25 protein-coding genes, 3 tRNA genes and 1 pseudogene are annotated in these 26,246 nt (G+C 72.0%); 14 read left to right on the top strand and 15 right to left on the bottom strand.

Translation table 11 applies throughout. The features are described 5' to 3' along the window. Positions 1 to 38 precede the first annotated feature (38 nt). The 4 genes and pseudogenes from HNR68_RS27350 to HNR68_RS03240 all read left to right on the top strand — a co-directional run bounded on the left by HNR68_RS27350 (position 39) and on the right by HNR68_RS03240 (position 1,387). A complete protein-coding gene (locus HNR68_RS27350) occupies positions 39 to 833 on the top strand; it encodes a DUF3566 domain-containing protein (protein ID WP_179717475.1) in 795 nt (264 codons plus the stop codon). Positions 834 to 951: 118 nt separating this feature from the next. Next, positions 952 to 1,025: transfer RNA gene (locus tag HNR68_RS03245), tRNA-Ile, on the top strand. A gap of 63 nt (positions 1,026 to 1,088) precedes the next feature. Beyond that, positions 1,089 to 1,196 (top strand): annotated as a pseudogene (locus HNR68_RS26440) (DLW-39 family protein); the annotation flags it as partial. 118 nt (positions 1,197 to 1,314) lie between these two features. Then, positions 1,315 to 1,387: transfer RNA gene (locus tag HNR68_RS03240), tRNA-Ala, on the top strand. Between the two features lie 259 nt (positions 1,388 to 1,646). Here HNR68_RS03240 and HNR68_RS03235 read toward each other — a convergent pair. Both HNR68_RS03235 and HNR68_RS03230 read right to left on the bottom strand, forming a co-directional pair. Further along, the gene (locus tag HNR68_RS03235) at positions 1,647 to 2,576 is read right to left on the bottom strand and encodes an NAD-dependent epimerase/dehydratase family protein (protein ID WP_179717473.1); all 930 of its coding nucleotides are present in this window, start codon (positions 2,574 to 2,576) and stop codon (positions 1,647 to 1,649) included. Between the two features lie 80 nt (positions 2,577 to 2,656). Next, positions 2,657 to 3,205, bottom strand: a complete 549-nt coding sequence (locus HNR68_RS03230) for a TetR/AcrR family transcriptional regulator (RefSeq protein ID WP_218888185.1) — start codon at positions 3,203 to 3,205, stop codon at positions 2,657 to 2,659. Between the two features lie 151 nt (positions 3,206 to 3,356). Between HNR68_RS03230 and HNR68_RS03225 the strand changes: the two genes are divergently transcribed. Then, complete coding sequence (locus HNR68_RS03225; RefSeq protein ID WP_179717471.1) at positions 3,357 to 4,604, top strand: MFS transporter; 1,248 nt, start codon at positions 3,357 to 3,359, stop codon at positions 4,602 to 4,604. Positions 4,605 to 4,643: 39 nt separating this feature from the next. On the opposite strand, the gene HNR68_RS03220 is transcribed toward HNR68_RS03225, so the two are convergent. Both HNR68_RS03220 and HNR68_RS03215 read right to left on the bottom strand, forming a co-directional pair. Continuing rightward, entirely contained in the window at positions 4,644 to 5,141 is a 498-nt protein-coding gene (locus HNR68_RS03220) for an SRPBCC family protein (protein WP_179717468.1), read from the bottom strand. A 117-nt stretch (positions 5,142 to 5,258) separates the two neighbouring features. After that, the gene (locus HNR68_RS03215) at positions 5,259 to 5,828 is read right to left on the bottom strand and encodes a hypothetical protein (RefSeq protein ID WP_179717466.1); all 570 of its coding nucleotides are present in this window, start codon (positions 5,826 to 5,828) and stop codon (positions 5,259 to 5,261) included. Between the two features lie 254 nt (positions 5,829 to 6,082). Between HNR68_RS03215 and HNR68_RS03210 the strand changes: the two genes are divergently transcribed. Both HNR68_RS03210 and HNR68_RS03205 read left to right on the top strand, forming a co-directional pair. Beyond that, positions 6,083 to 6,631: a peptidylprolyl isomerase gene (locus tag HNR68_RS03210; protein ID WP_179717464.1), complete on the top strand. Its 549-nt coding sequence runs from the start codon at positions 6,083 to 6,085 to the stop codon at positions 6,629 to 6,631. 34 nt (positions 6,632 to 6,665) lie between these two features. Further along, entirely contained in the window at positions 6,666 to 7,592 is a 927-nt protein-coding gene (locus HNR68_RS03205; protein ID WP_179717462.1) for a rhomboid family intramembrane serine protease, read from the top strand. 1 nt (position 7,593) lies between these two features. On the opposite strand, the gene HNR68_RS03200 is transcribed toward HNR68_RS03205, so the two are convergent. Both HNR68_RS03200 and crgA read right to left on the bottom strand, forming a co-directional pair. Continuing rightward, positions 7,594 to 8,001 (bottom strand): PH domain-containing protein, encoded by a 408-nt coding sequence (locus HNR68_RS03200; protein ID WP_179717460.1) that lies wholly within the window; start codon positions 7,999 to 8,001, stop codon positions 7,594 to 7,596. Between the two features lie 155 nt (positions 8,002 to 8,156). Continuing rightward, complete coding sequence (gene crgA, locus HNR68_RS03195) at positions 8,157 to 8,423, bottom strand: cell division protein CrgA (protein WP_179717458.1); 267 nt, start codon at positions 8,421 to 8,423, stop codon at positions 8,157 to 8,159. Positions 8,424 to 8,735: 312 nt separating this feature from the next. On the opposite strand from crgA, the gene HNR68_RS03190 reads away from it, so the two are divergent. Next, positions 8,736 to 9,377, top strand: coding sequence for an aminodeoxychorismate/anthranilate synthase component II (locus tag HNR68_RS03190; protein WP_179717456.1), 642 nt, complete (start codon positions 8,736 to 8,738; stop codon positions 9,375 to 9,377). A 63-nt stretch (positions 9,378 to 9,440) separates the two neighbouring features. Here the strand turns inward: HNR68_RS03190 and pknB are convergent, their stop codons facing one another. From pknB to HNR68_RS03155, 7 genes are read right to left on the bottom strand one after another with little or no spacing between them, the layout of a single operon-like run. Further along, on the bottom strand, positions 9,441 to 11,399 hold the full coding sequence (gene pknB / locus HNR68_RS03185) for a Stk1 family PASTA domain-containing Ser/Thr kinase (protein WP_179717454.1): 1,959 nt from the start codon (positions 11,397 to 11,399) through the stop codon (positions 9,441 to 9,443). Positions 11,400 to 11,436: 37 nt separating this feature from the next. Then, complete coding sequence (locus HNR68_RS03180) at positions 11,437 to 12,759, bottom strand: protein kinase domain-containing protein (protein WP_179717452.1); 1,323 nt, start codon at positions 12,757 to 12,759, stop codon at positions 11,437 to 11,439. Between the two features lie 3 nt (positions 12,760 to 12,762). Further along, positions 12,763 to 14,220: a peptidoglycan D,D-transpeptidase FtsI family protein gene (locus tag HNR68_RS03175; RefSeq protein WP_179717449.1), complete on the bottom strand. Its 1,458-nt coding sequence runs from the start codon at positions 14,218 to 14,220 to the stop codon at positions 12,763 to 12,765. Then, complete coding sequence (locus HNR68_RS03170; protein ID WP_179717447.1) at positions 14,217 to 15,641, bottom strand: FtsW/RodA/SpoVE family cell cycle protein; 1,425 nt, start codon at positions 15,639 to 15,641, stop codon at positions 14,217 to 14,219. Before HNR68_RS03170 ends, HNR68_RS03175 begins: the two co-directional genes overlap by 4 nt. Beyond that, positions 15,641 to 17,098 (bottom strand): PP2C family protein-serine/threonine phosphatase, encoded by a 1,458-nt coding sequence (locus HNR68_RS03165; RefSeq protein ID WP_179717445.1) that lies wholly within the window; start codon positions 17,096 to 17,098, stop codon positions 15,641 to 15,643. Before HNR68_RS03165 ends, HNR68_RS03170 begins: the two co-directional genes overlap by 1 nt. Next, positions 17,095 to 17,556: an FHA domain-containing protein FhaB/FipA gene (locus HNR68_RS03160; RefSeq protein ID WP_179717443.1), complete on the bottom strand. Its 462-nt coding sequence runs from the start codon at positions 17,554 to 17,556 to the stop codon at positions 17,095 to 17,097. The genes HNR68_RS03165 and HNR68_RS03160 overlap by 4 nt, the downstream gene beginning before the upstream one ends. Positions 17,557 to 17,600: 44 nt before the next feature. After that, a complete protein-coding gene (locus HNR68_RS03155; protein ID WP_179717442.1) occupies positions 17,601 to 18,950 on the bottom strand; it encodes an FhaA domain-containing protein in 1,350 nt (449 codons plus the stop codon). Between the two features lie 208 nt (positions 18,951 to 19,158). Here HNR68_RS03155 and HNR68_RS03150 point away from each other — a divergent pair. The 5 genes from HNR68_RS03150 to HNR68_RS03130 all read left to right on the top strand — a co-directional run bounded on the left by HNR68_RS03150 (position 19,159) and on the right by HNR68_RS03130 (position 22,710). After that, positions 19,159 to 19,241, top strand: a tRNA-Leu gene (locus HNR68_RS03150). Between the two features lie 293 nt (positions 19,242 to 19,534). Next, positions 19,535 to 19,984: an HD domain-containing protein gene (locus HNR68_RS03145; RefSeq protein WP_343049902.1), complete on the top strand. Its 450-nt coding sequence runs from the start codon at positions 19,535 to 19,537 to the stop codon at positions 19,982 to 19,984. 100 nt (positions 19,985 to 20,084) lie between these two features. After that, entirely contained in the window at positions 20,085 to 20,873 is a 789-nt protein-coding gene (locus tag HNR68_RS03140; protein ID WP_179717440.1) for an IclR family transcriptional regulator, read from the top strand. Positions 20,874 to 21,200: 327 nt separating this feature from the next. Continuing rightward, entirely contained in the window at positions 21,201 to 21,842 is a 642-nt protein-coding gene (locus HNR68_RS03135) for a hypothetical protein (protein ID WP_179717438.1), read from the top strand. Between the two features lie 211 nt (positions 21,843 to 22,053). Next, a complete protein-coding gene (locus HNR68_RS03130) occupies positions 22,054 to 22,710 on the top strand; it encodes an SDR family oxidoreductase (RefSeq protein ID WP_179717436.1) in 657 nt (218 codons plus the stop codon). Positions 22,711 to 22,762: 52 nt separating this feature from the next. Here HNR68_RS03130 and HNR68_RS03125 read toward each other — a convergent pair whose 3' ends face one another. Next, on the bottom strand, positions 22,763 to 24,076 hold the full coding sequence (locus HNR68_RS03125) for a D-arabinono-1,4-lactone oxidase (RefSeq protein WP_179717434.1): 1,314 nt from the start codon (positions 24,074 to 24,076) through the stop codon (positions 22,763 to 22,765). 82 nt (positions 24,077 to 24,158) lie between these two features. Here HNR68_RS03125 and HNR68_RS03120 point away from each other — a divergent pair, with 82 nt between their 5' ends. After that, a complete protein-coding gene (locus tag HNR68_RS03120; RefSeq protein WP_179717432.1) occupies positions 24,159 to 25,334 on the top strand; it encodes an alanine racemase in 1,176 nt (391 codons plus the stop codon). 24 nt (positions 25,335 to 25,358) lie between these two features. Here HNR68_RS03120 and HNR68_RS03115 read toward each other — a convergent pair whose 3' ends face one another. Next, entirely contained in the window at positions 25,359 to 25,979 is a 621-nt protein-coding gene (locus HNR68_RS03115) for a TetR/AcrR family transcriptional regulator (protein ID WP_246330376.1), read from the bottom strand. Between the last annotated feature and the right edge of the window lie 267 nt (positions 25,980 to 26,246).

Genomic DNA, 26,246 nt, shown 5'->3' with positions numbered 1-26,246 from the left:
CACGCCGCACACCACCGACGATCACCGAAGGATCGCTCGTGACACCTTCCGAGAAGCCGGAGTCCTCGGGCCCGCAGCAGGACGCGGACCAGGCCTCGGCCAGCACGCAGACAGTCGACAGCACCACCGCGGTGGACACCGGCTCCGACTCGGAGGAGGAGTCCACCAGCAGCAGCGGGGAACAGCTCAACGGCACCGAGGCACCGCCGCCGTGGCAGCGCGCGTCGGCCGCGGCGTCCGGTTCGGACACACCTGAGTCGTCCGCATCGGACGGTCCGTCGGACAGCGGGCCCGCGCCGGAGGTCGACGACACGCAGACCATCCCGAAGCAGGTCGCCGACCAGGAGACGGTGCGCACCAAGGTGCCGCAGTCCGGCCGGACCACGGTGTCGTTCACCGGTCCCGCCGGCACCGGTGCCGCGGGCCCCGTGCGCGGCGGGGCGGCACCGTCGGCGCGGCGCCCCAGCCGGGGGCCGCGGCGGGCCAGCCTGCAGGTCAAGCGGGTGGACCCGTGGTCGGTGCTGAAGCTGGCGCTGGTGCTCAGCGTCGCGCTGTTCTTCGTCTGGATGATCGCGGTGGCGGTGCTGTACGGCGTGCTCGACGGCATGGGCGTGTGGGAGCAGCTCAACGGCACCTTCAGCGAGCTGACCCAGCCGGACGACGCGGCGGCCGAGCCGTTGATCAGCGCGGGCCGCGTGTTCGGTGTGGCCTCGATCATCGGTGCGATCAACATCGTGCTGGTGACCGCGCTGGCGACGGTGGCCGCGTTCATCTACAACGTGGCGGCCGACTTCGCCGGTGGCGTCGAGATCACCCTGTCCGAGCGGGAATGAGGCGGCCTGACGTGGCGGTTCCGGTCCCCGGGGCCGGGACCGCCACGCCCCACCGGGTGGAAGACCACCCCCCGGTTCAGGCGTCCCGAGGCGTCATGTAGTCTTTGAACCACAACAAGGGCCTATAGCTCAGGCGGTTAGAGCGCTTCGCTGATAACGAAGAGGTCGAAGGTTCAAGTCCTTCTAGGCCCACTGGAAACCCAGACATCCCGAGACATCACGGGCTGCGCGCCGCGTGCTAGGAGGCGACCGGAAGTGAAGAAGCTGCTCGCACTCGCCGCAGTTGCTGGAGTCGTCCTGTTCGTCGTCCGGCGCAACCGTGCGGCCAAGGCCGAGGCCGACCTCTGGCGTGAGGCCACCGCCGAGGCCTGATCGCCCGGCGAACCACTCGAACCAGCCCGGTCCGGTCTCGCCGACCGGGCTGTTCTCGTCGCGAGTGCCGCCGCCCGACGAGGGGTCCGGCAGGAGCAGCGACAACCCCGGGGACGTAGCTCAATTGGCAGAGCACCGCCTTTGCAAGGCGGGGGTTAGGGGTTCGATTCCCCTCGTCTCCACTCGACACGACCACCGCTGAACGCCCCGTCCGGTGACGGGGCGTTCTGCGTGTTCAGGGGCCATCGCCGGTGGCTGCTGGGGGAGCCCGCGTCACGGGACGGCGGCGGCGTGCGGGTCCTCCTGACCCGCCGGCGCGGCGGTCCGCGCGCGGTAGCGGGCGCCCCGAAGCCCTCGACCCGAAGTCCGCCCGGCGCCCCTGGGACGTCAGCGAACGCCTGCTCGGGCGCTGAGCGGTCGCCGCGGCGCGGCCCTCCTCGATCAGAGCCGGGTCCGGTACCAGTCGAGGGTGGCGCGGAGGCCCTCGCGGAGCGGGGTCGGTCGGCGGCCGAAGCGGGTCTCGAAGGCCGTCGACACCATGTTCTGCGGGATGCGGTGCTGGTAGAACAGCTCCGCGTACTCCGCCATGAAGCGGGCGTCGAACGGTCCGGCCGGGACCGGTTCGGTGAGCACCTCCTTGGTCACCGGGATGCCGGTGAGCTCCTCGACCACCGCGTGGACCTGGTCCGTGCTGACCGCCGGGACCGTCGGCACGTGCCACACCCGGCCCGTCGCGTCGGAGGGGGCGGTGCCGAGGTCGACCAGGGCCTGGGCCACGTCCGGCAGGTACGTGTAGCTGTGCGGCAGGCTCGTGTCGCCGAAGGCGAGCACGGGCTCGCCGGTGAGGGCCGCCGGGAAGAACGTGGCGCCCAGGGTGGAGAGCAGGACCCTGGGGCCGTAGAAGTCCGCGGAGCGACCGAGGACCACCTCGGCCCGCCCGGTCCGGTGGGCGTCCAGGTAGGCCCGGTCCAGCGCCGCGCGCATCCGGCCCTTGCGGCTCGTGGCCGCCCAGGGCGTGTTCTCGGTGATCGCCACCCCGTCGGCTTCGCCGTAGGGGTAGAGCGTGTCGAGCACCACGAGCCGCGCGCCGTGGTGGGACACCGCCGCGAGCACGCTCTCGCCGATGCCCGGCATCAACTCGACCTGCTGGTGGTACGGGACGTTGACCGCGTGGTAGACCACCGCGGCCCCCTCGGTCGCCGCGATCGCGCGGGCGGGGTCGGAGACGTCGGCCTCCACGACCTCCACCTCGGCCGGTGCGTCCGGGATCGGGCCGCGGTTGACGTGGCGGACGCGGAGGCCCCGCGCGAGCAGCTCGCGCACGATGGTGGTCCCCGCGGGACCGGCGCCGAGCACGACGTGCAGTGACATGGTCGTTCTCCTCTCGTGAGTGACTGGTCATTCACTTTCGCGGGCAGCACGACCCACCGCCGTGCTGCCGGCGGCAGGTGTCAGGGGTGGTGGCGGATCCCCGCGGTGAGCGCCTTCGCCCAGGGCTCGTCCGTGGCGAAGGCGTCGATCGCGGTGAGCAGGTGGCAGAGCTGGCCCCGGGCGAGGAACTCCTGCGCCTGGTCGGCGGTCGCTCCGGCCTGGGACATCACCAGGTCGGTGATCCGGGCGCAGCCGGCGCGGACCGCGGCCGCCACCTCCGGGACCTGGGTCGACGCCAGGGCTTGCACCTGGAGCAGGAGCAGGTCGCGGTCGCCGATCAGCTCGGCGTAGCGCGCCCCCATGCGGTCGAGGACGTCGGCGGTCGTCGCTGTCCGGTCCACGGCTCGCTCGAGGGTGTCGACGATCCGGTCGTAGCAGTCCTCGATCGCGGCGACGAAGAGGTCGACCTTGCGCGGGAAGAGCTTCATGACGTACGCGGAGGAGATCCCCGCGTGCTCGGCCACCTGGGTGACCGGGCTCGTGGTGTACCCGGACCGCGCGAACACGGTCACCGCGCTGCGGATGACCGCCCGCCGGCGCTCCTCGGCCGTCGATCTCGAACCGCCCATGGTGAGTGAATGTACATTCACTTCTTCACGGCGGCAAGTACCGGAGAAGCGGGAACTTTCCCTTCCATCTGATGGAAGACGAGGGTGAGCCGGGGCGTCCGAGCGGGCACCATCCCCGCACCACGTCGCAACGCAACGAGGAGGTCGGTCGATGGCCGGGCGTCTCGACACGGGCCGGAACCGGTGGGTGCTGCCGCTGTGCTGGACCGCCGTGCTGCTGGACGGGTTCGACCTCGTCGTGCTCGGCAGCGTGCTCCCGGTGCTGCTCGACTCGCAGCAGTGGGGGCTGACCGCCGCCAGCGCGTCCGTCGTGTCGACCGCGGGGCTGGTCGGGATGACCCTCGGTGCGCTGGCCATCGGGACGGTCACCGACGTCATCGGCCGGCGCCAGGCGCTGATCTTCGCCGTGTCCAGCTTCTCCCTGTTCACCGCGCTGTGCGCGGTCGCGCCCTCGGTGCTGGTGTTCGGCCTGCTGCGGTTCCTCGCCGGGCTCGGCCTCGGGGGCTGCCTGCCGACCGCGATCGCGCTGGTCACCGAGCACGCCCGCACCGGCCGGAGCGGCAGCGCCACCACCACGATCATGACCGGCTACCACGTCGGGGCGGTGCTCACCGCGCTGCTCGGGATCGCGGTGCTGCCGAGCCTGGGGTGGCGCGCGATGTTCGTGCTCGGCGCGGCCCCGGCGCTGGTGCTGGTGCCGCTCATGCTGCGCCACCTGCCCGAGTCCGAGTCGTTCCAGCGCGCCGAGCGGGAGCGCGGGCTCAGCGGTGGGGCGGACGCGGTGGCCTCGCTGTTCCGCGGCGGGTTCGCCCGCGCCACCCTCGCCTTCTGGGTCACCTCGTTCATGGGGCTGCTGCTGGTCTACGGGCTCAACACCTGGCTGCCGCAGATCATGAAGTCCGCCGGGTACCCGCTCGGCGCGGCGCTGGGGCTGCTGCTGACGCTGAACGTCGGCGCGGTGATCGGGCTGCTGGTCGCCGGTGTGGCGGCCGACCGGCTCGGGGTGCGGCCGTCCACGATCACCTGGTTCGCGGCGTCGGCGGTGCTGCTCGCGGCGTTGAGCATCAAGCTGCCCGGCATCGGCGTGCACGTCGCGGTGCTGGTCGCCGGGTGCTTCGTGTTCAGCTCGCAGGTGCTCGTGTACGCCTACATCGGCCGCGTCTACCCGGCGGCGAACCGGGCGACCGGCCTCGGCTGGTCGGCCGGGATCGGGCGCATCGGCGCGATCTGCGGCCCGCTGCTCGGCGGCGCGATGCTCACCGCGGGCATCGCCTACCCGTGGGGCTTCTACGCCTTCGCCGCGGTCGGCGCGCTGGGCGCGCTCGGCGCCGCGGTGGTCGGGCGCCCCGAGGTGGCGTCGTCGGAGCGCACCGCCCCCGAGCCCGCCCGCGAGACCTGACCGCGAGCGGCAGACCGCCGCCCGCGACCAGGTCGCACGTCACCGCGCCTCGGCTGCGGCCTTGATCCGGTCCACCGTCTGCTGCATCGCCTGCTCCAGGCGTCCGCGGCGGAACTCCAGGAACGTGGCGGCCTTCTCCGGTGGCAGCGCGTCGCGTATCGCCAGCAACCGGCTCGGCGGGCTCTTCATCCGGAACCGCTGGGTCAGCGAGCACCCGGCGCCGGTCGGTTCGACCTCGAACGACCACACCGAGTTGTCCGGGGTGGGGGAGTACGAGAGCACCGCCCAGGCGAACCGGCGGCCCGGTTCGGCGGCGACCACCTCGCACTCGGTGGTCCAGGTGTCGTCGCGGTGCCGGTTGTGCCCGTGGAACCGGGCACCGACGGTGCCCGGCTCGCCGGAGATCCACTCGCCACCCACGCACTCGGGGCTCCACTCGCCCATCCGAGTGATGTCGCTGGCGATCCGGTAGACCTCCTCCGCGGGTGCGGCCACGTCGGTGGTGGCGCTCAGGTCGAAGCTCGTCGGTGCGTCCATGCCAGCATCCTGGCCCCGCGCACCGCTCGGGCCGAGGTGATCCACGACACAGCGGCTGCGGGGGGGGGGGGGGGGGGGGCACCTGCCGCCGCCGGGCGACAGGTGCCCGTCCTCGGCTCAGTGGGAGCGTTCCGGGGTGGGGTGCAGGCCGTCGGTGTGGGCCGGCACCTCGGGCCGCTCCGCGCGGTGGCGGGCCGGGGTGTCCCGCCGGGTGAAGTCGTTGTCGGCGGAGGCGACCGGCAGCTCCTCCGGGCGGCGGGAGAACGCCACCGCCACGGCCGCCCCCAGCCCGGCCAGCACCAGCAGCACCCACGGCCACTTGCGGCGCTTCGGCTTGGCCGGGCTGATCCGCGCGGCCAGCTCCTTGCGGGCCGCCTCGGTGTTCTTGGCGAGCTGCTTGCGGGACGCGGCCGCCTTCTTCTCCCACTTCTTGCGCGCCTTGCGGCTGAGCTTGGCGATCTCCTCGCGGGACATCCCGGTGGCGCGTTGCAGGAGCCGTTCCTGCAGCTCCTCGGTCGAGATGCCCCGACTGGCGAGTTCCTGCTCGGCCAGCTCCGCGGCGTGCTTGGACAGCGCCAAGCCCGCCTCACCCGCGCGCTTCGCGCTGCGGCGGGCGGACTTGATGCCGACCCCCAACGCCTTGCCCACGTTCTCGCCAGCCCGGGCCATCGCCTTCACCTCGTCCATGTTCGTGCCTCCTCGGGGGTGTTCCGGCGGCCTTCCGGGCCGCCCCGTGCACCGGCGGGGAGCTCCACCCTCCCGGGTTTCACCCGACGGGGACACCAGCTCGGACCTCGTGCACCGGGCCCTCCAGCTCCAGGTCCGCCACGCAGTGCACGAGCACCCTCCGGACCCCGGACGTCGGTCGGCTCCCTGGCCGCGCCGAGGCCCATACTGCACCCAGACACCGCGATCGGCCTGTTCGATGGCAGGATGGTCGGGTGGCTGAAGACAACGGATCGCTCGTTGGGACCCAGGTGACCGCCACCCTGCACACCTCGCAGGGGGACATCCGGATCAACCTGTTCCCCGACAAGGCGCCCAAGACCGTGCAGAACTTCGTGGGTCTCGCCGAAGGCACCAAGGAGTACACCGAGCCCAACGCGAAGGGTGAGAAGTCCGGCCCGTTCTACGACGGGGTGATCTTCCACCGGGTCATCGAGGGCTTCATGATCCAGACCGGGGACCCGACCGGCACCGGCCGCGGCGGCCCGGGCTACAAGTTCGCCGACGAGTTCCACCCGACCCTGCAGTTCGACCGGCCGTACCTGGTGGCCATGGCGAACGCCGGGCCGAACACCAACGGCTCGCAGTTCTTCATCACGGTGGCCGCCACCAGCTGGTTGAACTACAAGCACACCATCTTCGGCGAGGTGGCCGACCAGGCTTCTCGCGAGGTCGTCGACTCGATCGCGAACACGCCCACCGGCCCGGGTGACCGACCGGTTTCCGACATCATCATCGAGAAGGTCTCGATCGAGCGCGGTTGAGACCCGCCGACCGAGCAGGGAGCAGGTCCTGACCGTGACTGTTCCGCCCGGATCCCAGCCAGGGTCGGACGGCGCTCCGCCGCAGCTGCCGACCTGCGTCCGGCACCCGGACCGCGCCACCGGGCTGCGCTGCACCCGGTGCGACCGCCCGGCGTGCCCGGAGTGCCTGCGCGACGCCTCCGTCGGCCACCAGTGCGTCGACTGCGTCGCGCAGGGGCAGCGCGGCGTGCGCCGACCGGTGACGGTCGCGGGGGCGCGGCTGTCCGACAAGCCGGTCTTGGTGCCGCTGCTCATCGCGGTGAACGTGCTGGTCTTCGCGATCACCGCGGTGCAGGCCGGCAGCATCGGCCGGAACGTCGCCGCGCCGCTGTTCGACGAGTTCGCGCTGTGGCCGCTCCTGGTCGCCGGGGGTCAGTGGTGGCGGCTGCTCACCGCCGGCTTCCTGCACATCGGGCTGCTGCACCTGCTGCTGAACATGGTCGCCCTGTGGGTGATCGGCCGGGACCTGGAGCTGCTGCTGGGGCGCTGGCGGTTCGCCGCGGTGTACGTGCTGTCCCTGCTCGGTGGCAGCACCGCGGTCTTCCTGTTCGGTGACGAGGTCAGCCCGGTGGCCGGGGCCTCCGGCGCCGTGTACGGCCTGATGGGCGGCATCGCCATCGCCGCGCTCCGGTTGAACGTCACGCTGCGACCGGTGCTCGCGGTCATCGCGATCAACATCGTCGCCAGCGTGGTGATCCCCGGGATCTCGCTGCTCGGGCACCTCGGTGGCCTGGCGCTCGGCGTGCTCGCGACCGGCGCCCTGGTCTACGTGCCCCGCAACCGGCAGGCGCTGCTCCAGGCCGGTGCGCTCGCCGGGCTGCTGGTGGTGCTGCTCGTCGTGCTGGTCGCGCGCGACGCGCAGTTCGGCGACCTGGTGTGCTTCGGCTCCGGAACGGGGGCGCGCTGCGGCGTCCTCCGCTGAGTCAGCCGCGCCAAGCGCGCAGCGCGTCGGCGACGTCCTGCGGGTCCGTGCCGAGGTCCAGCCGCGTCAGGACGACCAGCTCGTCCCCGTCCAGCTCCAGGGACTGCACGTCGCGGCCGAAGCGCCGGTGGCTGCGCACCCGGACCGTCACCGCGGACCACGGCCAGTGCCGTCGGCCGCCCACGCCGCGGACGGTGACGCCGTCCCGGTCCGCGCTCAGGCGCGGGCGGCAGAGGGTGGCGTGCGCGGAGACCGCGGCGAGGGCGAGCACCAGGACGCCGACGAACAGCCGGTCCGTCGCGGACTCGGCGGCGAACCACCAGGCCACGGCCGCGGCGGTGAGCACCCAGCCGGTCGTCACCAACCCGACCGGGGTCGACCACCGCTGCGGTCCGTTCGGATCGTGCACCGTTGTCCACCTGCTACCGAAGAGTTATCCACAGGGGTTATCCCCAGTGGGGATGAATTGCATCGATGTGGTTCGCTGACCGAGCGTCAAGCCCCCGACCGGATGAGTGAGGCCCAGAGGGCGCACCCTCCGGGCCTCAGTCGCTCGCGGCGCGGTCAGCGCCAGCGCATCGTCATGAGCAGGCCGATGATCATGAAGGCGAAGCCGACGGCGAAGTTCCAGCCGCCGAGCTCGGCCATGAACGAGATCTTGTCGCCCGCGATGTAGTTCACCACCAGCCACAGCAGGCCGATGATCATCATGCCCAGCATGACCGCGACGTAGATCGGGTGTGACGGGCCAGCCGCCTTCGCCTTCACCGGCGTGCGGCGATCCGTCACCGGGGTGGGTGAGTCCTTCTTCCGGACCTTGGACTTCGGCATGGTGTCCTCGCCAGGTGGTGCGGCCGCAGGTGCCGCGTGCTCGGGCGGTCAACCGACCCGCGTGCGCAGCAGCGGATCGGCTCGTCTCTCCGGGTACCACGTTAACGCAATCACAGTGACGATCGAGAGCCCGGCTGTGATCGTGTCGCGCCGGGAACCACCGACCGGAGCCCCCACCGAGCGGCACGGCCGGCCGCGCCGTCAGGGAGGGCACCGTTCCCGGCTGTCGTCCCCGGGCCCCGGTGGTGGCGTTCACCGAGGTGGGCGCCACTCCGTGGGCACGGTCGGTGGCGACCCGCGTAGGCTGGCGGCGTGCGCGTACTCGTCGTCGACAACTACGACAGCTTCGTCTACAACCTCGTGCAGTACCTCGCGCAGCTGGGCGCGGACTGCGTCGTGCGGCGCAACGACGTCGTCACCGACGACGAGGTGGCGGAGGCCGACGGTGTCCTGCTCAGCCCCGGTCCGGGGACGCCGGACCGCGCCGGGCGCACCATGGAGCTGATCCAGCGCTGCGCCGCCGAACGCAAGCCGGTGCTGGGCGTGTGCCTCGGCCACCAGGCCATCGGCGCGGTGTGGGGCGGGGTCGTCGAGCGGGCCCCCGAGCTGCTGCACGGCAAGGTCAGCGAGATCCACCACTCCGGGGCCGGGGTCTTCGCCGGGCTGCCCGAGCCGTTCATCGCCACCCGCTACCACTCGCTGATCGTCCGCGCGGACACCGTCCCGGACGACTTCGAGGTCACCGCCCGCACCGCCTCGGGCATCGTGATGGGCATGCGGCACCGCGAGCTGCCGGTCGAGGGCGTCCAGTTCCACCCCGAGTCGGTGCTCACCGACGGCGGCCACCGGATGCTGGCGAACTGGATGGCCGACGCGGGGCACCCCGTCGACGGGCACCTGGTCGACGAGCTCGAACGGGGCATGCGCGAGGTCGCCGCGGCCGCGCGGCGCTGACGGCGTCGAGACGGACGAAGGGCCACCTCCCAGGGCGGGAGGTGGCCCTTCGCAGTCCGTGCCTCAGTCGAACGGCGGGAACAGGCCGCCGCCGTTGCCCGGGCTGGTGGTGGGGGAGCTGCTGTAGTCGCCCACGTAGATCGTCACCGGCTGGTTGCGGCTGATCTTCTGCCCGGCGCCCGGCGAGGAGCTGACGACCTTGCCGTCCAAGTCCTTGTCCTGGGTGTTCTGGCTGACCTCGTTGATCTCGCCGTCCCACCCCTGGGCCTCCAGCGCCTGCTCGGCCTCGCTCGGGGACATGCCGACCAGCGACGGGACGGTGATCTGCTGGCCGTTGGAGACCACCAGCACCACCTCGCTCTTCGGCCGGGCCTTCGAGCCGCCCGCCGGCGACTGGTCGATCACCGTGTCCGCGGGCTGGTCGGAGTCGCGGGTCTGCTTGCGGACCGTGAACCCGGCGCCCTCCAGGTAGGCCTTCGCCATGTCGAAGGGCATGCCGCGGACGTCCCGGACCTCCACGGTCTCGATCTCCATGCCGATCACCACGTTGATCGTGGTGCCCTTGGCCACGGTGGTGCCCCGGTTGTCCCAGTCCAGGATCCGGTTGACCAGCTTCGGGTCGGAGGTCTCCTGGCGCTGCGGCGAGATGCCCAGCTTGAGACCGACCGACTCCAGCTTCTGCTGCGCCTCGGCCATCGTCAGGCCCTCGAGGTCCGGTACCTCCACGCTCTCCGGGCCGGTGCCGTAGCACAGCTGGATCGCGGAGGTCTCCCGGTCGAGCTGGGCCGGGTAGCTGGGCCGCTGCCGGACGATCTTGTCGATCTCCTCGGGGCCGGACGGGCACGGCGAGAGCTCGACCCGCCAGCCCTGCTTCTGCGCCTCCTCCTGCGCGCGGACCTTCATCATGCCCTCGAGGTTGGGCACCGGCTCCGTCTTCGGGGCGCTGTCGACCAGCAGGGTGATCGCCCAGGCGGCGAGCGCGAAGACCGCCACGCAGGCCACCGTGACGACGGCGACCGTCCGGTTGCGGCGGCGCTTGCGCTCCTTCTCCTCGTCGACCGGGTCCTCCGGGTCGACGTCCACCGACCGGTGCCGGCCCGACGACACCACCTCGGTCGGCGAGCTCTGGGTGAGCATCGCGGTGCGCTCTTCGTCGGACATGATCATCGGCGCCTTCGGGCGCTGCCCGGACAGCACCCGCACCAGGTCGGCGCGCATCTCCGCGGCGGACTGGTAGCGGTTGGCCGGGTTCTTGCTCAGCGCCTTGAGCACCACCGCGTCCAGCGACGCGGGCACCGTCGCGTTGAGGTCGGAGGGCTTGCGCGGCTCCTCCCGGACGTGCTGGTAGGCCACCGCGACCGGCGAGTCGCCGGTGAACGGCGGTTCCCCGGTGAGCAGCTCGAACAGCACGCAACCCGAGGCGTAGACGTCGCTGCGCGCGTCCACGGCCTCGCCGCGGGCCTGCTCCGGCGACAGGTACTGCGCGGTGCCGATCACCGCCGCGGTCTGGGTGACCGCCGCCTGGCCGTCGGCCAGCGCGCGGGCGATGCCGAAGTCCATCACCTTCACCGCGCCGGAGCGGGTGATCATGATGTTGGCCGGCTTGACGTCGCGGTGCACGATGCCGTGCCGGTGGCTGAAGTCCAGCGCCGCCGAGGCGTCCGCCATGACCTCCATCGCCCGCCGGGGCGCCAGCGGCCCCTCGGTCTTGACGATGTCGCGCAGCGTCCGGCCGTCGACGTACTCCATCACGATGTAGGGCAACGGCCCGTTCTCGGACTCGGTCTCGCCGGTGTCGTAGACGGCCACGATCGCCGGGTGGTTCAGCGCGGCGGCGTTCTGCGCCTCGCGCCGGAACCGCAGCTGGAACGTGGGGTCGCGGGCGAGGTCGGCGCGCAGGATCTTCACCGCCACGTCCCGGCTCAGCCGGGTGTCGCGGCCGCGGAACACCTCGGACATGCCGCCGTAGCCGAGCGTCTCACCGAGCTCGTATCGGTTGGACAGAAGTCGGGGTGAACTCATCGAAGCGTCGTTCCGATCCTTGTCAACGATCGTCCCATCATGCCGATCCGCCCTCGCCGTTCGGCACCGACAGGACGAGTGGTGTTCCCCCGGCTCCGGTGCCCGGCGAGCCCACCGGGTCCGGTTCCCGCAGCGCAGTGTGGTCCAACGCGGCGGTGAGGTCCAGGTCGTGAGTTGCCGCACCCATGCCCTGGTCGTGGTTGACGAGCCAGAGGGTCGCCAAGGCCACAACGGCCAGCACCGCGATCGCCAGCACGGCCACCAGGACCCAGACCACGACCTTGCCGGCCGAGGAGGTCGGAGGTGGGGGTGGCTGCGGGGCCGGTGCTTGCGGGGGGATGAGTCCTGGGGGATGGGTGGTGGTGCCCACCGGGGGGAGCTGCTGCCCCGGGACCGGGTGGACCCCGGTGCCCGGGACCTGGGTGCCGGGAACACCCGCGCCGGGCACGCCGGTGTTCGGCACGGGCACGTTGAGCTGCTGGCGCTGCTGCGGTACGACCAGCGACGACGGGGTCGGCAGCGGTCGGCCGGCGCGCACCGCGGCGACGGCGTTGGCGAACTCGCCGCCGTCGGCGTAGCGCCGCCGCGGGTCCTTCGCCATGGTCGCCTCGATCAGCGCCCGCACCCCGGGCGGCACGTCCGGCGGCAGCGGAGGCGCGATGTCCCGGATGTGCATCATCGCGACCGTCACCGCGTTGTCGGACAGGAACGGGCGGTGGCCCATCAGGCACTCGTAGCCGACCACGGCCAACGAGTACACGTCGCTGGACGGGGTGGCCTCGTTGCCGAGGGCCTGCTCCGGCGCGATGTAGTGCGCGGTCCCCATCACCATCCCGGAGCGGGTCACCGGTGCCGAGTCGGCCGCCTTGGCGATGCCGAAGTCGGTCAGCTTCACCTTGCCGTCCGGGGTGATCAGGATGTTGCCGGGCTTGACGTCGCGGTGCACCAGGCCGCGCTCGTGCGCGGCCTGCAGCGCGTGGCCCGCCTGCTCCAGCATCTCCAGCACGTGGTCGGTGTTGATGCGGCCCTCGCGGGCGAGGATCGCGGCCAGCGGCTCGCCCTCGACCAGCTCCATCACCAGGTACGCGGTGTCCTCCGGCCCGTCCGGGATCGCCGCGGTCTCGCCGTAGTCGTGCACCGCGGCGATGCCCGGGTGGTTCAGCGACGCGGTGGTGCGGGCCTCGGTGCGGAACCGGTGCAGGAACTCCGCGTCCCCGCACAGCTCGGCCTTGAGCACCTTGACGGCGACGGTCCGGTCGAGCCGGACGTCCACCGCCTCCCACACCTCGCCCATCCCGCCGACCGCGATGCGCTTGCCCAGGCGGTAGCGGTCGGCGAGCAACTGGCCGGAGGTCAGCACGGATCAGCCACCCCCCTGCAGACCGGCCCGGATGACCTCCCGGCCGATCGGGGCGGCGATCGAGCCGCCGGTGGCCTCCGCACCCTCGTCGCCGCCGTTCTCCACGATCACGGCGACCGCGATGGTCGGGTTCTCGGCGGGGGCGAACGCCACGTACCAGCCGTGCGGCCTGTCGTCGGGGTCGCCGTGCTGGGCGGTCCCGGTCTTCGAGGCGATCTGGACGTTGGAGATCTTGCCGGAGCCCTTGGTGTGCTTCTCCGACTGGATCATCATGTCCCGGATCATGTGCGCGATCTCCGGGGAGACCGACTGCTTCAGCTCCTCCGGCCGGAAGGTGTCCAGCTCGGTCATGTCCGGGGCGCGGGTGGCCTTCACCAGCTGCGGCTTCATCATCGTGCCGTCGTTGGCGATGGCCGCGGCCACCATGGCGTTCTGCATCGGGGTGACCCGCACGTCCCGCTGGCCGATGCCGCTCTGGTACAGCGCCGCGGCGTCGGCCATCGCGCCGAGGTCCGACTTGGCCACGCTCATCGGGATCTGCAGGTCCTCGCCGAAGCCGAACGCGGCCGCGGCCTCCCGCAACTTCTCCGGGCCCAGCTCACCGGCGATCTTGGCGAACGCCGTGTTGCAGGAGTAGGCGACGGCCATGGTCAGGGTCTCGCCCTTGCAGGTGTTGCCGCCGTAGTTGGGCAGCGTGGCGCTGGCCGTGCCGGGCAGCGGGATCCGCGCCGCGGTCTCCACCTTGCTGTTCGGCTTGTAGCCGTTCTGCAGCGCGGCGGCCGTGGTGATCAGCTTGAACGTCGACCCGGGCGGGTAGATCTCGGAGACGGCGCGGTTGGCCATCGGCCGGTCCGGGTCGTCGTTGAGCTCGTTCCACTGCGCGGCGACCTCGTTGTTGTCGCTGGAGGTCAGCAGGTTCGGGTCGTAGGACGGCGCGTTGACCATGGCCAGGATCTCGCCCGTCCGCGGGTCCAGCGCCACCACCGAACCCGTGAAGCCCTGCTTGGTCAGCTGCTCGTAGGCGACCTGCTGCATGGCCGGGTTGATGGTCAGCTCCACGCTGCCGCCGCGCGGCGACTTCCCGGTGAACAGGTCGGACAGCCGGCGGAACGCCAGGCTGTCGTCGGTGCCGTCCAGTATCGAGTCCTCGGCGCGCTCGATGCCGTTGGAGCCGTAGTAGAACGAGTAGAACCCGGTCACCGGCGCGTACAGCGGCCCGTTGGCGTAGTGCCGCTGGAACTTGTACACCGGGTCTTCGGTCTTCTCGGAGCTGGCCAGCGACTGGCCCTGGGCGATGATCTGGCCCCGCTCGCGCGCGTAGCGCTCGTAGCGGGTGCGGACGTTGCGGCCGTCCTGGTTCAGCTCGTCGGCCTGGATCACCTGGACGTAGGTCGCGTTGCCCATGAGCAGCACGACCATCGCCATCATGGCCAGCGCCACGCGGCGCAGCGGCTTGTTCATCGAGGACGCTCCACCAGTTCGGTATGCGCTTCGGCGATCGGAGCCTGCTTCGGCTTCGGCTTCGCCGGCGCCTGCGGCCGACGCGCGGCGTCGGAGATCCGCAGCAGCAGCGCGATCAGCACGTAGTTCGCCAGCATCGACGAACCACCAGCGGCCATGAACGGTGCGGTCAGACCGGTCATCGGGATCAAGCCGGTGACGCCGCCCGCGACCACGAACAGCTGGAGCGCGAGGGTGAACGCCAGACCACCGGCGAACAGCTTGCCGAACGAGTCGCGCACCGCCAGCGCGCTGCGCAGACCGCGCATCATCAGCAGCAGGTAGACCAGGAACAGGGCCATCAGGCCGATCAGCCCGAGCTCCTCACCGATCGCGGAGAGGATGAAGTCGCTGGCGGCCCACGGGGTCCGCTCCGGCATGCCCTTGCCGAGCCCGGAGCCGTCGATGCCGCCCTTGGCCATGCCCATCAGCCCGGTGCGCAGCTGGTAGCCGGGGTCGCTGTCGCCGGTGGCGGGGGCCAGCGGGTCCAGCCACGTGTTCACCCGGACCTGGACGTGGTCGAACAGGTTGAACGCCACGATGCAACCCAGGCTGAACAGGGACAGGCCGAGGAACACCCACACCGCGCGCTCGGTGGCGATGTAGAGCATCACCAGCACGATGCCGAAGAACAGCAGCGAGGTGCCCAGGTCCTTCTCCAGCACCACGATGCCGATGGACAGCATCCAGGCCACCAGCACCGGCATCATGTCGCGGGCCCGCGGCCAGTCGATGCCCAGGAACCGCTTGCCGGCCGTGGTGAACAGCTCGCGCTTGGACACCAGGAACGACGCGAAGAAGATCAGCAGCAGGATCTTCGCGAACTCGCCCGGCTGGATCGAGCCCAGCGGGCCGAGCCGGATCCACAGCTTCGCGCCGTTGGCCTCCGAGATGCTGCCGGGCAGCAGACCGGGCAGCGCCAGCAGCGCCAGCCCGACGAAGCCGCAGGTGTAGCCGTACTGGGCCAGCGTCCGGTGGTCCTTGACGAACTTCAGGACCAGCACGAACAGGATCACGCCGACCGTGGTGAAGATGATCTGCTTGGCGGTGAACGGCCCGCCGTAGGCCTCGGCCAGGTCGAGCCGGTGCAGCATCACCAGGCCTATCCCGTTGATCAGCGCGACCAGCGGCAGGATCAGCGGGTCGGCGTAGGGCGCCCAGCGGCGCACCGCGACGTGCGCGGCACCGAACAGCACCAGGAACGCGGCCCCGTAGAGGAACAGCTCCTGGGTGACGGACTGCTCCTGCGAGACCTCCACGATGAGCAGCGCGGAGGTGACGATCACCGCAGCGAAAACCAGCATGAACAGCTCAGTGCCCCGCCGAGTGAGCACTCGCGGGGCGCCGCTGGTCGCTCCGGTCTGAGCGGCCGGTTCGGGCATCAACTCACCATCCGGCAGGTCACACCCGGCTTCTGCTCCTCCGTCTGCAGCGGGGTCGCGTCGTCCGGGGTGGGCTCCTCGGTCGGCTGCGCCTGGTCCGCCGGCGGCTGGCTCTCGCGCGGCGGCTGCCCGGTCGTGGGCGGCTGGCCGGCGGGCGGCTGCTCACCGGTCGGCGGCTGGCCGGTGCTCGGCGGGGGCTGCTCCTGCTTCGGCGGCTCGGGCTTCTCGCACTCCGGCAGCAGCGCGGTCATCCGCAGCCGCCGCATCGCCTCGCGGGCGTCCTGCAGGTCGGTGACCTCGGTGATGCCGTTGCGCACGTCCGGCCGCTGCGCTTCCTGCAGGTCCGTCACCTTGATCGGCTTGCAGGAAGGCGCCGAGTCCGGTGGGCACGAGGTCTCCACCTGCCAGTTCAGCGAGATCCCCAGCACGTCGCCCTGCACGCCTTGGAAGATCACCACCTCGTCGGCGTCGTTCGCGCCGATGTAGTACTGGTTGAGCACCCACCAACGCCCGACCAGTGCCGTGCCTCCGAGCAGGACGAGCACGCCGCACGTCACCAGCAGCCAGCGCAGCCAGCTCCGCTTCCGCGGCTGCTCCGGCGGCGGTGAGGTGGGCTCGAAACGCTGCGGCTGCGGCCGCGGCATGGTCACCGCGGACGCGCGCGCCGCCGACGAATCGGGTTGCGGGTGCTCATCGCCATTTCCCGCCGCGCCCCCGACGATCGGGGCGTCGTCGCCGAACTCGACGTCGACGACGTCGGCGATGATCACGGTCACGTTGTCCGGACCACCGCCCTTGAGGGCGAGCTCGATCATCCGGTCCGCGCACTGCTGCGGGTCCGGGATCCGCAGGGCCTCCGCCAGCGTCTCGGTGCTGACCGGGCCGGTCAGCCCGTCCGAGCACAGCAGGTAGCGGTCCCCGGCGCGCGCTTCCCGGATCGCCAGGCTCGGTTCCACCTCGTGGCCGGTCAACGCGTGCAGCAGCAGCGAGCGCTGCGGGTGGTTGGCCGCCTCCTCCTCGGTGATCCGGCCTTCGTCGATCAGCGACTGCACGAAGGTGTCGTCGTGGGTTATCTGGGTCAGCTCACCGTCGCGGACCAGGTAGGCCCGGGAGTCGCCGATGTGCACCAGGCCGAGCTTGCTGCCCGCGAACAGCACCGCGGTCAGCGTGGTCCCCATCCCCTCCAGGTCGGGGTCGTTGGCGACCAGCTCGGCGATGGCGCTGTTGCCGGTCAGCACCGCGTTGCGGAGCTGACCCAGCAGGTCGTCGCCGGGTTCGTCGTCGTCCAGCGGCGCCAACGCCGCGATGACGACCTTGCTGGCGACCTCACCGGCGGCATGGCCTCCCATGCCGTCCGCGAGGGCGAGTAGTCGTGGGCCGGCATAGACCGAGTCCTGGTTGTTGGAACGAACCAGGCCACGGTCGCTGCGGGCTGCGTAGTGGAGGACGAGGGTCATGAGCGCAGCTCGATCACCGTCTTGCCGATTCTGATCGGAACGCCGAGCGGGACCTTGGTCGGCCCCGTGACCTTCGCCCGATCGAGGTATGTGCCGTTCGTGGAGCCTAGATCCTCCACGTACCAATCGGAGCCCCGGAGCGACAACCTCGCGTGACGGGTCGACGCGTAGTCGTCATCGAGGACCAACGTGGAGTCGTCCGCCCGGCCGATCAGGATCGGCCGACCGTCCAGCGAAATGCGCGTGCCGGCGAGCGCACCGTGCGTCACGACCATCTGGCGTGGCGCCTTGCTCCTGCCCCTGGTCTTCGCCGGAGCCCGACCCGCACCTGGCATCGGGAGCCGCATCCCGGACGCCGAGTAGAGGTCTGAACGGACCACTCGAAGTGCAGCCAGCACGAACAACCAGAGCAGGGCGAGGAACCCTGCTCTGGTCAGCTGCATCACCAGCTCTGGCACTTGTTGTGAACGCTCCTACTCGTGTCGCCGGGCGCGGTCCGCGCTCAGGCCTGCTGAGCGCGGAAGATCAGGGAGGAGTGGCCGACCCTGATCACGTCTCCGTCCGCCAACTGCCAAGTCTGCACCGGAGTGCCGTTCACCGTGGTGCCGTTCGTGGAACCGAGGTCGGCCAACATCGCGCTCTGGCCGTCCCAGGTGATCTCGATGTGCTTGCGGGACACCCCGGTGTCGGGCAGCCGGAACTGCCCCTCCTGGCCGCGGCCGATGATGTTCGAGCCCTGCTGCAGCGTGTACGAGCGGTTGGACCCGTCGTCGAGGTGCAGGGTCGCGGTCATCATGCCGCGCGGAGCGCCGCCCGCCTGCGGGTAGCCGCCGGGCGCGCTCTGCGGGTACGCGCCGCCGGGCTGGCCGTAGCCGCCCTGGTCCGGGAAGCCGCCCGACTGCGGGTAGGCGCCACCCGGCTGGCCGTAGCCCTGGTCGTACCCACCGGGCTGGCCGTAGCCCTGGTCGTACCCGGCGGCCGGGGGCTGCTGCCCGTAGCCCTGGTCGTAACCGCCGGGCTGGCCGTAGCCCTGGTCGTAGCCGCCGGGCTGGCCGTAGCCGCCCTGGTCCGGGAAGCCGCCCGACTGCGGGTAGGCGCCACCCGGCTGCTGGCCGTAGCCCGGGTCGTACCCAGGCTGCTGGCCGTAACCCTGGCCGTAGCCCTGGTCGTAGCCGGCGGGCTGGCCGTAGCCGCCCTGGTCGTAGCCCGGCTGCTGGCCGTAGCCGCCCTGGTCGTAGCCGGCGGGCTGGCCGTAGCCCTGGTCATAGCCGGGCTGCTGCCCGTAGCCCTGGTCGTACCCGGCAGCGGGGGGTTGCTGGCCGTAGCCGTAGTTCGGGTCCTGGCCTTGGCCGTAGCCCTGGTCGTAGCCGTACTGACCCTGCTGGTTGTACGGATCTCCCTGGGGGTAGTGGCCTGGTGGCTGTGGCTGGCTCATGGGTCGGTCTCCTGCGGTACGCGGTTGCGCCGGCCGTCGAGTCACGTCGGGGTCGACGGTCGAACTGATTCGAAACTGTCCCGTGTGCAGCGTCTCAGAGCGCTCCAGGGAGACTACGACGTCACCATATGTGTCCCACCCCTGCTCGCTCAGATGCTCCTGAACGCAGTCGGCGAGGAGGTCGGTCACCCGGTCCTCGTCGTCGGTGAGCCGATCGTGGTCCGACGGGCTCAGGTGCACAACGTAGTTGTTGCACGCCAGCAGCCGGCCGCCAACGAGTTCCCGGACCTGCAGTTCGGCATCCCGCTGCAGCGCCTGGGCGACTTCCTGGGGCACGACCTTCCCGCCGAAAACGCGCGCGAAGCCATTGCCGACGATGCCTTCGAGTCGGCGCTCAAAGCGCTGCACGAGGCCCACGGCACATTCCTCCCACGCGTACGACTCCTGGTGCCATCGTATCTGGGTCAACGGGCTGCGACACCGCCCAGTTCCCAACAAGTCCTACCCCCCGCCGAAGGGGCTCGTCCGGCCGTGCTAATCTGCTTTCGCCAACAGGGCAGAGGGAAGCGAAAGCGACCCGGTGCCAACGGCCGGAAGCGAGCGGTGTAAGCTTCCAGCAAGCCACGGGCGAGTGGCGGAATGGCAGACGCGCACGGTTCAGGTCCGTGTGTCCGAAAGGACGTGAGGGTTCAACTCCCTCCTCGCCCACTCGGAAAGGGCCCCCGGTGATCCGGGGGCCCTTTTTCGTGCCGGCGCGGGAGTCGAGCTCGGCCCGCGCGGGCCGCTCCCCGCTCGCCCGCCCGAATTCCCCCGTGTTCCGCGGACTTCTCGTGGACCGTGTGCCTTCTCACTGCTGCCGGGTCCTGCGGTGTGAGCCGTCTCCCCGTCGTGGCGGGGGTGGGGTTCGTCATGCCCTCCCGGCGAGGTTCAGCGCACAGCGAACAGCGGCGGACGGACTCACGGCCGCAGACCGCCGCGAGTTGATCTTGTACGTTCTCGGCGTGGCAGCGCGCGTCATGGGGTTGGACGAGGTCGCCGAGCTCGCGGTGCGGGCGCACGGCGGGCAGGTGGACAAGGCGGGGCGGCCCTACGGCGAGCACCTCGCCGCGGTCGCCGCCGGCGTGCGGGACCGGGGTGGCAGCGACGCCCAGGTCGCGGCGGCCTGGCTGCACGACGCCGTCGAGGACGGGGCGGTGACCGAGGCGTGGCTGCGCGCGGCCCCGCTGCACGACGACACCAAGGCCATCGTGCTCGCCGTCACCAAGCGGCCCGGCGAAGCACCGGAGCACTACGCCGCGCGGGTCCTGGCCACACCCGGCGCGCTGCTGGTCAAGGAAGCCGACCTCGCGCACAACGCCGACCCGCGGCGGTTGGCCGCCCTCGACGCGGAGACCCGCGAACGGCTCGCGCGCAAGTACGCGCGGATGCGGGCGCTGCTCGGGCTCGGGTGACCGGACGGGCTTGGCGAAAGCGATCGACTGTGCTGGGCTTGGTCCCAGCGGGTGACACCCGAGCGGCCCGGTGCCCGGTGACCGCTCCACGGGAGGCGACATGGCGGGCAACAGTCGGGATCCTGGGCGATCGGTCACGGCACGCGCGCTCAGCGTGCTCACCGCCTTCGACATCGACCACGTCCGGCTCACCCTCACCGCCATCGCGCGCCGGGCGGGCATCCCGCTGGCCACCGCGCACCGCCTGGTCCGGGAGCTGGAGCTCTGGGGCGCCCTGGAGCGCGACGAGGACGGGCGGTACTCGATCGGCCTGCGGCTGTGGGAGATCGGCCTGCTGTCCCCGGTGAACAGCCGGCTGCGCGAAGCCGCCCTGCCGCACATGCAGGACCTGTGCCAGCACACCCACGACAACGTGCACCTCGCGGTGCGCGTCGGGCTCGACGTCGTCTACGTCGAGAAGCTCACCACGCCCCGCGCGATCCCGATCTTCTCGCGCAGCGGCGGGCGGCTGCCGCTGCACTCCACCGGCGTGGGCAAGGTGCTGCTGGCGCACGCGCCGGCCGGCGTGCTGCACGAGTGCTGCGAGCGCGGGCTGACCCGCTACACCGCCTACACCATCACCGAGCCCGGTCGGCTGGGCCGCGAGCTGCAGACCGTGCGCAACCGCGGCTTCGCCCAGGCCAACGAGGAGATGATGCTCGGGTCCTGCTCGGTCGCGGTGCCGGTGCACGGCACCGACGGCGCGGTCATCGCCGCGCTGGGCGTGGTGGCGCACAGCGCGCGGGCCGACGTCGGTCGGCTCGTCAAGGCGCTGCTGCCCGCGAGCGAGGCGATCCGGCAGCGGCTGGTGGAGCGGGAGCGCGGCGAGCTCGACCTGCTGTCCCGGTGAGCCGCTCGTCGGCGGGCGGCGCGGTGGAGGTCGTGCGCGCGGCACCCGCGCCGGACCTCGGAGAACGGGCCGCCACGACGGGCCCGAGCCGCGGTGTCGCACCGCCCGGTGCGGACAGGCGGCGCACCGCCATCACCTGAATGGCCGCATGGCTGGGCTGAAGTCCAGTTGTCACTCATCGACCAGTCACCGACCGATGCCCGCCGCCGGTCGCAGCGACCCCCGCTGAGCAGCGCGGGACACGCCGGGAGCTGTTTTAGTCGTGCAGGTGACCCCGCCGCGGGTGGCCCTGGAGTGCAAGCGCAGTCATGAGGGAGGCGGAACGCCGTGACCGGAACGCCGGGACGTGCCTGGACCGAGGACGAGGTCCCAGCCTGCTCGACGACGCAGCTGCGGTCCCCGCTGGGACCGCTCGCCTCCATGGGCCGCCTCGCGCAGCGAGCGGTGGACGTCCTCGGTTGGGCGGGCAGCGTGCTGCCGCCGGTGAAGCTGTACGGGCGGCGGGTCATCGCCACGGCCGAGCTGCTGCCCGACGCGCACGCGGAACGGCTCTGCTTCGGCAGCGGCCCGGTGCTCGACCGCGCGGAGATCGCCACCTGGGTGTGGCCGGAGATGGACGGCCGGGTGCCCCCGCCCGCCGCGCAGATCTCCGGCGTGCTCGCCCCGGCGCGGCACTGGCGCAGCGCGCTCACCGCGGCGGTGCCGTTCTCCCGGTTCACCAGCGCGGCCATCGTCGTGCCGCGCACCGTCGCCGTCGCCTCGGACTTCGCCGAGACCTGCCTGATCCGGGCCCGCCAGTTCGGCATCGCGGTGCTCAGCGCAGACGGTGACGACGTCCAGGTCGAGCTCGAGGGCCGCTGCTTCGCCGACGCCCCACCGGTGGAGCACACGGCGGTCTCCCGCTGGGTGAACGAGGTGGTCTACGAACAGCTCCTCGAGGCCGAGGCCCCGGCACCCACCCGGAGCTAACCCCTGGGGACGCAGTTCCAGCCGCCCGCGCCGATCCACTCCGGCTGGAACTGCGCTTGCTTCACCCCGCCCGCGGTCCCCGACCGCGGTGGTGTGGGGCGGGCGGGCCGGAAGCCCTGGCGGTCCGCCCGCCCCACACCGGTTGTCCACAGCCCGTGCCGAGTTGTCCACAAGTCGTGCCGACCGGTGCGGGTGCCCTACGTTGGACGGCATGCGAATCGTGATTGCCGGAGCCCACGGGAAGATCGCCCGGCACCTGGGCCGGGGTCTGGTCGAGCGCGGTGACGAGGTGGTCGGGTTGGTCCGCAACCCGGACCACGTCGCGGACCTGGAGGCCGACGGGGTGCGCCCGGTGGTGGCCGACCTGGAGCGCATCGACGCCGAGGACCTGGCCGGCTCACTGTCCGGTGTGGACGCCGCGGTGTTCTCCGCGGGCGCCGGCCCGGGCAGCGGTGCGGCCCGCAAGGACACTGTGGACAGAGCGGCCTCGGTGCTGCTGGCGGACGCCTGCCAGCGAGCTGGTGTGCGGCGGTTCCTGCAGGTCAGCTCGATGGGGACGCGGAAGCCGAACCCGTCCGACGTGGACCCGGTCTTCGGTGCCTACCTGGACGCCAAGCGCGCCGCCGAGGCCGACCTGCGGGCCCGCCCGCTGGACTGGACGATCCTGCGTCCCGGTCGGCTGACCGACGATCCCCCGACCGGGAAGGTGACGTTGGGACCGGAGGTCGACCGCGCCGAGGTGACCCGCGCCGACGTCGCCGCGGTGCTCATCGCGCTGCTGGACGAGCCCGCCTCCATCGGCCGGGAGCTGGAGCTGGTGAACGGCACGACCCCCATCCAGGACGCCGTCCGCCAGGCCGTGTCCTGACGCCCGGAACGGACGCCGATCTCCCCCGAACTCGCGATCAACCTGTGGACAACTACCCGAGTTGTCCACAGGGATCGAGGACCCGGTCCAGGTAGGCGTTGCGGAAGACGCCCGCCGGGTCCAGCTCGGCCCGCAGGCGGCGGAAGTCGTCGAAGCGCGGGTAGCGCTCGCGCAGCGCCGCGGCGTCGAGCCGGTGCACCTTGCCCCAGTGCGGCCGGCCGCCCACCGCGCCCGCGATGTCCTCGAAGGCGTCGAACCACGGGCGGTGCGGCATGCCCTGGAACTGGTGGACCGCGACGTAGGCGGTCGGGCGCTGGTGGGCGGTGGACAGCCAGATGTCGTCGGGCGCCGCGACCCGCACCTCGACCGGGAACATCACCGGGTCGTCCAGGGCGCGGGCGACGGCGCGCAGTTCGCGCAGCACGTCCGGCAGCGCCTCCTGCGGCACCGCGTACTCCGACTCCACGAACCGGACGGCGCGCGGCGTGGTGAAGACCCGGTACGAGCGGTCGCTGTAGGAGCGCGCGGACCAGGCGGCGGCGCAGACCCGGTTGAGCGGCCGCACCAGCGGGCGCACCGCGCGGCCGAGCCGGCAGACCGCGCCGAACAGCCGGTTCTCCAGCACCTCGTACTCCAGGAAGTGCCGCACCGGGTGCAGCGGCCGCGGCGGCCCGTCCTGCCGGTTGTTGCGCTTGACGAGCGTCTGCGCGCTGTGCGGGAACCAGTAGAACTCGACGTGGTCGTTGTCCGCGGCGAGCTGGTCGAAGCGCTCCAGGACGTCGTCGAACGGCGCCGGGTGCTCGCGCGCGGCGAGGGTGAACGCGGGGACGCAGCGCAGCGTCACGGAGGTGATCACGCCGAGGGCGCCGAGCCCGACGCGGGCGGCGGCGAACAGCTCGGGGTCCTCGGTGGCCGAGCAGTGCCGTTCGCTGCCGTCGGCGAGCAGCAGGTCCAGCGCTTCGACCTGGGTGGCCAGCCCGCCGAGCCGGGCGCCGGTGCCGTGGGTGCCGGTGGAGATCGCGCCGGAGATCGTCTGCTGGTCGATGTCGCCGAGGTTGGCCATGGCCAGGCCGAGCGCGTCCAGCTCGGCGTTGAGCTGGTGCAGCGGGGTGCCGGCGCGGACCGTGACCAGCCCGGTGTCCGGCTCGGCGCGCACGATCCCGGTCCAGTGCGAGAGGTCGAGCGCGCAACCGGTGCCCGGCGAGCCGATGCTGGAGAACGAGTGCCCGGTGCCCAGCGGGCGGACGGTCGTGCCCTCCTCCGCGGCGCGCCGGATCGCGTCGGCGGCCTCGGCGGTGTCGCGCGGGGCGACGACGCGGCTCGGGGTGCCGGTGGCGGTGCGGGCCCAGTTCGTCCAGCGCGGCATGCCCACCTCCTTCGGGTGCCTGTGCCGAGAAATTATGTGAAAGAGATTCACATAACAAGACCCTTCCGCTTACCGTGGTCGCGTGCGCCGGTTCAACGAGATCACCGCCGAGCTCGACCCGCCGTTCGCGGTCGTCGACCTCGAGGCGTTCGACCACAACGCCGCGGACCTGGCGCGGCGCGCCGCCGGTCGGCCGATCCGGGTGGCCACCAAGTCGGTGCGCTGCCGCGAGCTGCTGAGCCGCGCACTGCGCACGCCGGGGTTCTCCGGGCTGATGTGCTACAGCCTGGCCGAAGCGCTGTGGCTGCACCGCGAGGGGCTCAGCGACGACATCCTCGTCGCCTACCCGACGGTGGACCGGGGCGCGCTGCGGCAGCTCGCCGCCGACCCGGCCGCGGCCGCGGCGATCGCGCTCGTGGTGGACTCGCCCGAGCACCTGGACGTCATCGACGCCGCGGTCGGCACCGACCGCCCGGACGTCCGGCTCTGCCTGGAGGTCGACGCCTCCTGGCGGCCGCTGCCCGGCCTGCACGTCGGCACCCGCCGCTCCCCGGTGCACACCCCCGCGCAGGCCCGCCGCGCGGCGGAGACCATCGCGCGCCGCAGGGGGTTCCGGCTGGTCGGCCTGATGGCCTACGAGGGGCAGATCGCGGGGATCGGCGACGCACCGGCCGGGCGCCCGCTGCGCGCCGCCGCGGTGCGCTGGCTCCAGCGCCGGTCGGCCGCCGAGCTCGTCGAGCGGCGGGCCGCCGTGGTGCGGGAGGTGCGCGCGGTGGCCCCGCTGGAGTTCGTCAACGGGGGCGGGACCGGCAGTCTGGAGCGCACCGCGGCCGAGCCCGCGGTGACCGAACTGGCCGCGGGGTCCGGGCTGATCGGTCCGTCGCTGTTCGACTCCTACCGGTCCTTCCAGCCGCGCCCGGCGGTGCAGTTCGCGCTGCCGGTGGTGCACCGGCCCGCGCGGCGCGTCGCGACCCTGTTCAGCGGCGGCTACATCGCCTCCGGTCCGCCGGGCGCGGACCGGGTGCCGGTGCCGTTCCGGCCGCGCGGGCTGCGGCTGACCGCGACGGAGGGCGCCGGCGAGGTGCAGACCCCCGTGGTGGGAGCGGCGGCCGACCGGATGCGGCTCGGCGACCGGGTGTGGTTCCGGCACGCCAAGGCGGGCGAGCTCGCCGAGCGGTTCACGCACTACCACCTCATCGACGGCGACCGGCTGACCGCGGTGCCGACCTACCGCGGCGAGGGGCAGTCCTTCGGCTGAGCAGCACCGCGGCGATCGCGGTCGCTAGTTCTCGGGGATGCGACTGGACAGGTAGCCGCGGACCATCTCCTTCGCCTCGGCGACCAGCGCCGGGTCGCCGGCCGGGTCGCGGCGGAAGGCCATGTGCAGCACCGCGTCGGCCGCTTCCACCGCGACCGCCAGCGGGAGCGCCAGGCGCTGCGGGTCGATGCCGAACTCCTCGGAGATCAGGCCGACCAGCTTCTCCGCGATGACCGCGTTGTTGTCCTTGCCCGGGTCCAGCAGGCGCAGGTCGACCACGTCGCCGAAGTGCAGGCGGCTGAACGCCGGGACCTCGCGGTGCATGGTCAGGTAGACGTCGAAGACCGCGTCCACCGCGTCCCACCAGTGCTCCAGCTCCAGCTGGTCGAAGCGGGCCGACACGGTGCGCACGAAGCGGTCCAGGTTGCGCAGGGTCAGTTCCTGCACGACCGCCCGCTTGTCGGGGAAGAACTGGTAGAGCGAACCGACCGCCACGCCGGCCCGCTCGGCGATGAGCGTGGTCGTCAGCCCGTCGTACCCCACCTCGTCGATGAGCTCGGCGCAGGCGGCGAGCATCTTCTCCACGCGTTGCGCACTGCGCTGCTGGACCGGCTTGCGGCGCAGTGGGGCGACTTCGGCTGGCAAGGCAACTCCTCGATCTTGTCCACTGACCATCGTGCCGACCACGACTGTGATCCTTTCTCCGGGGGGAGTGCTGACGATGTGTCGACCCGGCGGCCTGGTGCGCCCGGTGGGTGCCGGGGCGGCCCCGGATGTCGTTGACCCTTCGAGTTTCCCGGCCCCCGGCTGGTCGCGCGCCTCGGACATGCCGACGAACCGGTCAACGAACGAGTGATTTCTGGGTCAACTACTTGACCGCACGGCCTGTGTGGTCCTCAGCCGGGTGACAGC

It is taken from the genome of Saccharopolyspora hordei, from assembly GCF_013410345.1.
GTDB lineage: Bacteria > Actinomycetota > Actinomycetes > Mycobacteriales > Pseudonocardiaceae > Saccharopolyspora > Saccharopolyspora hordei.
Note: the sequence above shows the minus strand (reverse complement) of the source record. Positions and strands in the feature narration are given on the sequence as shown.

What these genes read in the sequence shown, in the direction of transcription:
- HNR68_RS03165 (WP_179717445.1), bottom strand. Translation starts at nt 17,098, where the DNA reads ATGACCCTCGTCCTCCACTACGCAGCCCGCAGCGACCGTGGCCTGGTT.
- HNR68_RS03225 (WP_179717471.1), top strand. Translation starts at nt 3,357, where the DNA reads ATGGCCGGGCGTCTCGACACGGGCCGGAACCGGTGGGTGCTGCCGCTG.
- HNR68_RS03220 (WP_179717468.1), bottom strand. Translation starts at nt 5,141, where the DNA reads ATGGACGCACCGACGAGCTTCGACCTGAGCGCCACCACCGACGTGGCC.
- HNR68_RS03130 (WP_179717436.1), top strand. Translation starts at nt 22,054, where the DNA reads ATGCGAATCGTGATTGCCGGAGCCCACGGGAAGATCGCCCGGCACCTG.
- HNR68_RS03230 (WP_218888185.1), bottom strand. Translation starts at nt 3,205, where the DNA reads ATGGGCGGTTCGAGATCGACGGCCGAGGAGCGCCGGCGGGCGGTCATC.
- HNR68_RS03175 (WP_179717449.1), bottom strand. Translation starts at nt 14,220, where the DNA reads ATGAACAAGCCGCTGCGCCGCGTGGCGCTGGCCATGATGGCGATGGTC.
- HNR68_RS03140 (WP_179717440.1), top strand. Translation starts at nt 20,085, where the DNA reads ATGGCGGGCAACAGTCGGGATCCTGGGCGATCGGTCACGGCACGCGCG.
- HNR68_RS03235 (WP_179717473.1), bottom strand. Translation starts at nt 2,576, where the DNA reads ATGTCACTGCACGTCGTGCTCGGCGCCGGTCCCGCGGGGACCACCATC.
- HNR68_RS03125 (WP_179717434.1), bottom strand. Translation starts at nt 24,076, where the DNA reads ATGCCGCGCTGGACGAACTGGGCCCGCACCGCCACCGGCACCCCGAGC.
- crgA (WP_179717458.1), bottom strand. Translation starts at nt 8,423, where the DNA reads ATGCCGAAGTCCAAGGTCCGGAAGAAGGACTCACCCACCCCGGTGACG.
- HNR68_RS03215 (WP_179717466.1), bottom strand. Translation starts at nt 5,828, where the DNA reads ATGGACGAGGTGAAGGCGATGGCCCGGGCTGGCGAGAACGTGGGCAAG.
- pknB (WP_179717454.1), bottom strand. Translation starts at nt 11,399, where the DNA reads ATGAGTTCACCCCGACTTCTGTCCAACCGATACGAGCTCGGTGAGACG.
- HNR68_RS03170 (WP_179717447.1), bottom strand. Translation starts at nt 15,641, where the DNA reads ATGCCCGAACCGGCCGCTCAGACCGGAGCGACCAGCGGCGCCCCGCGA.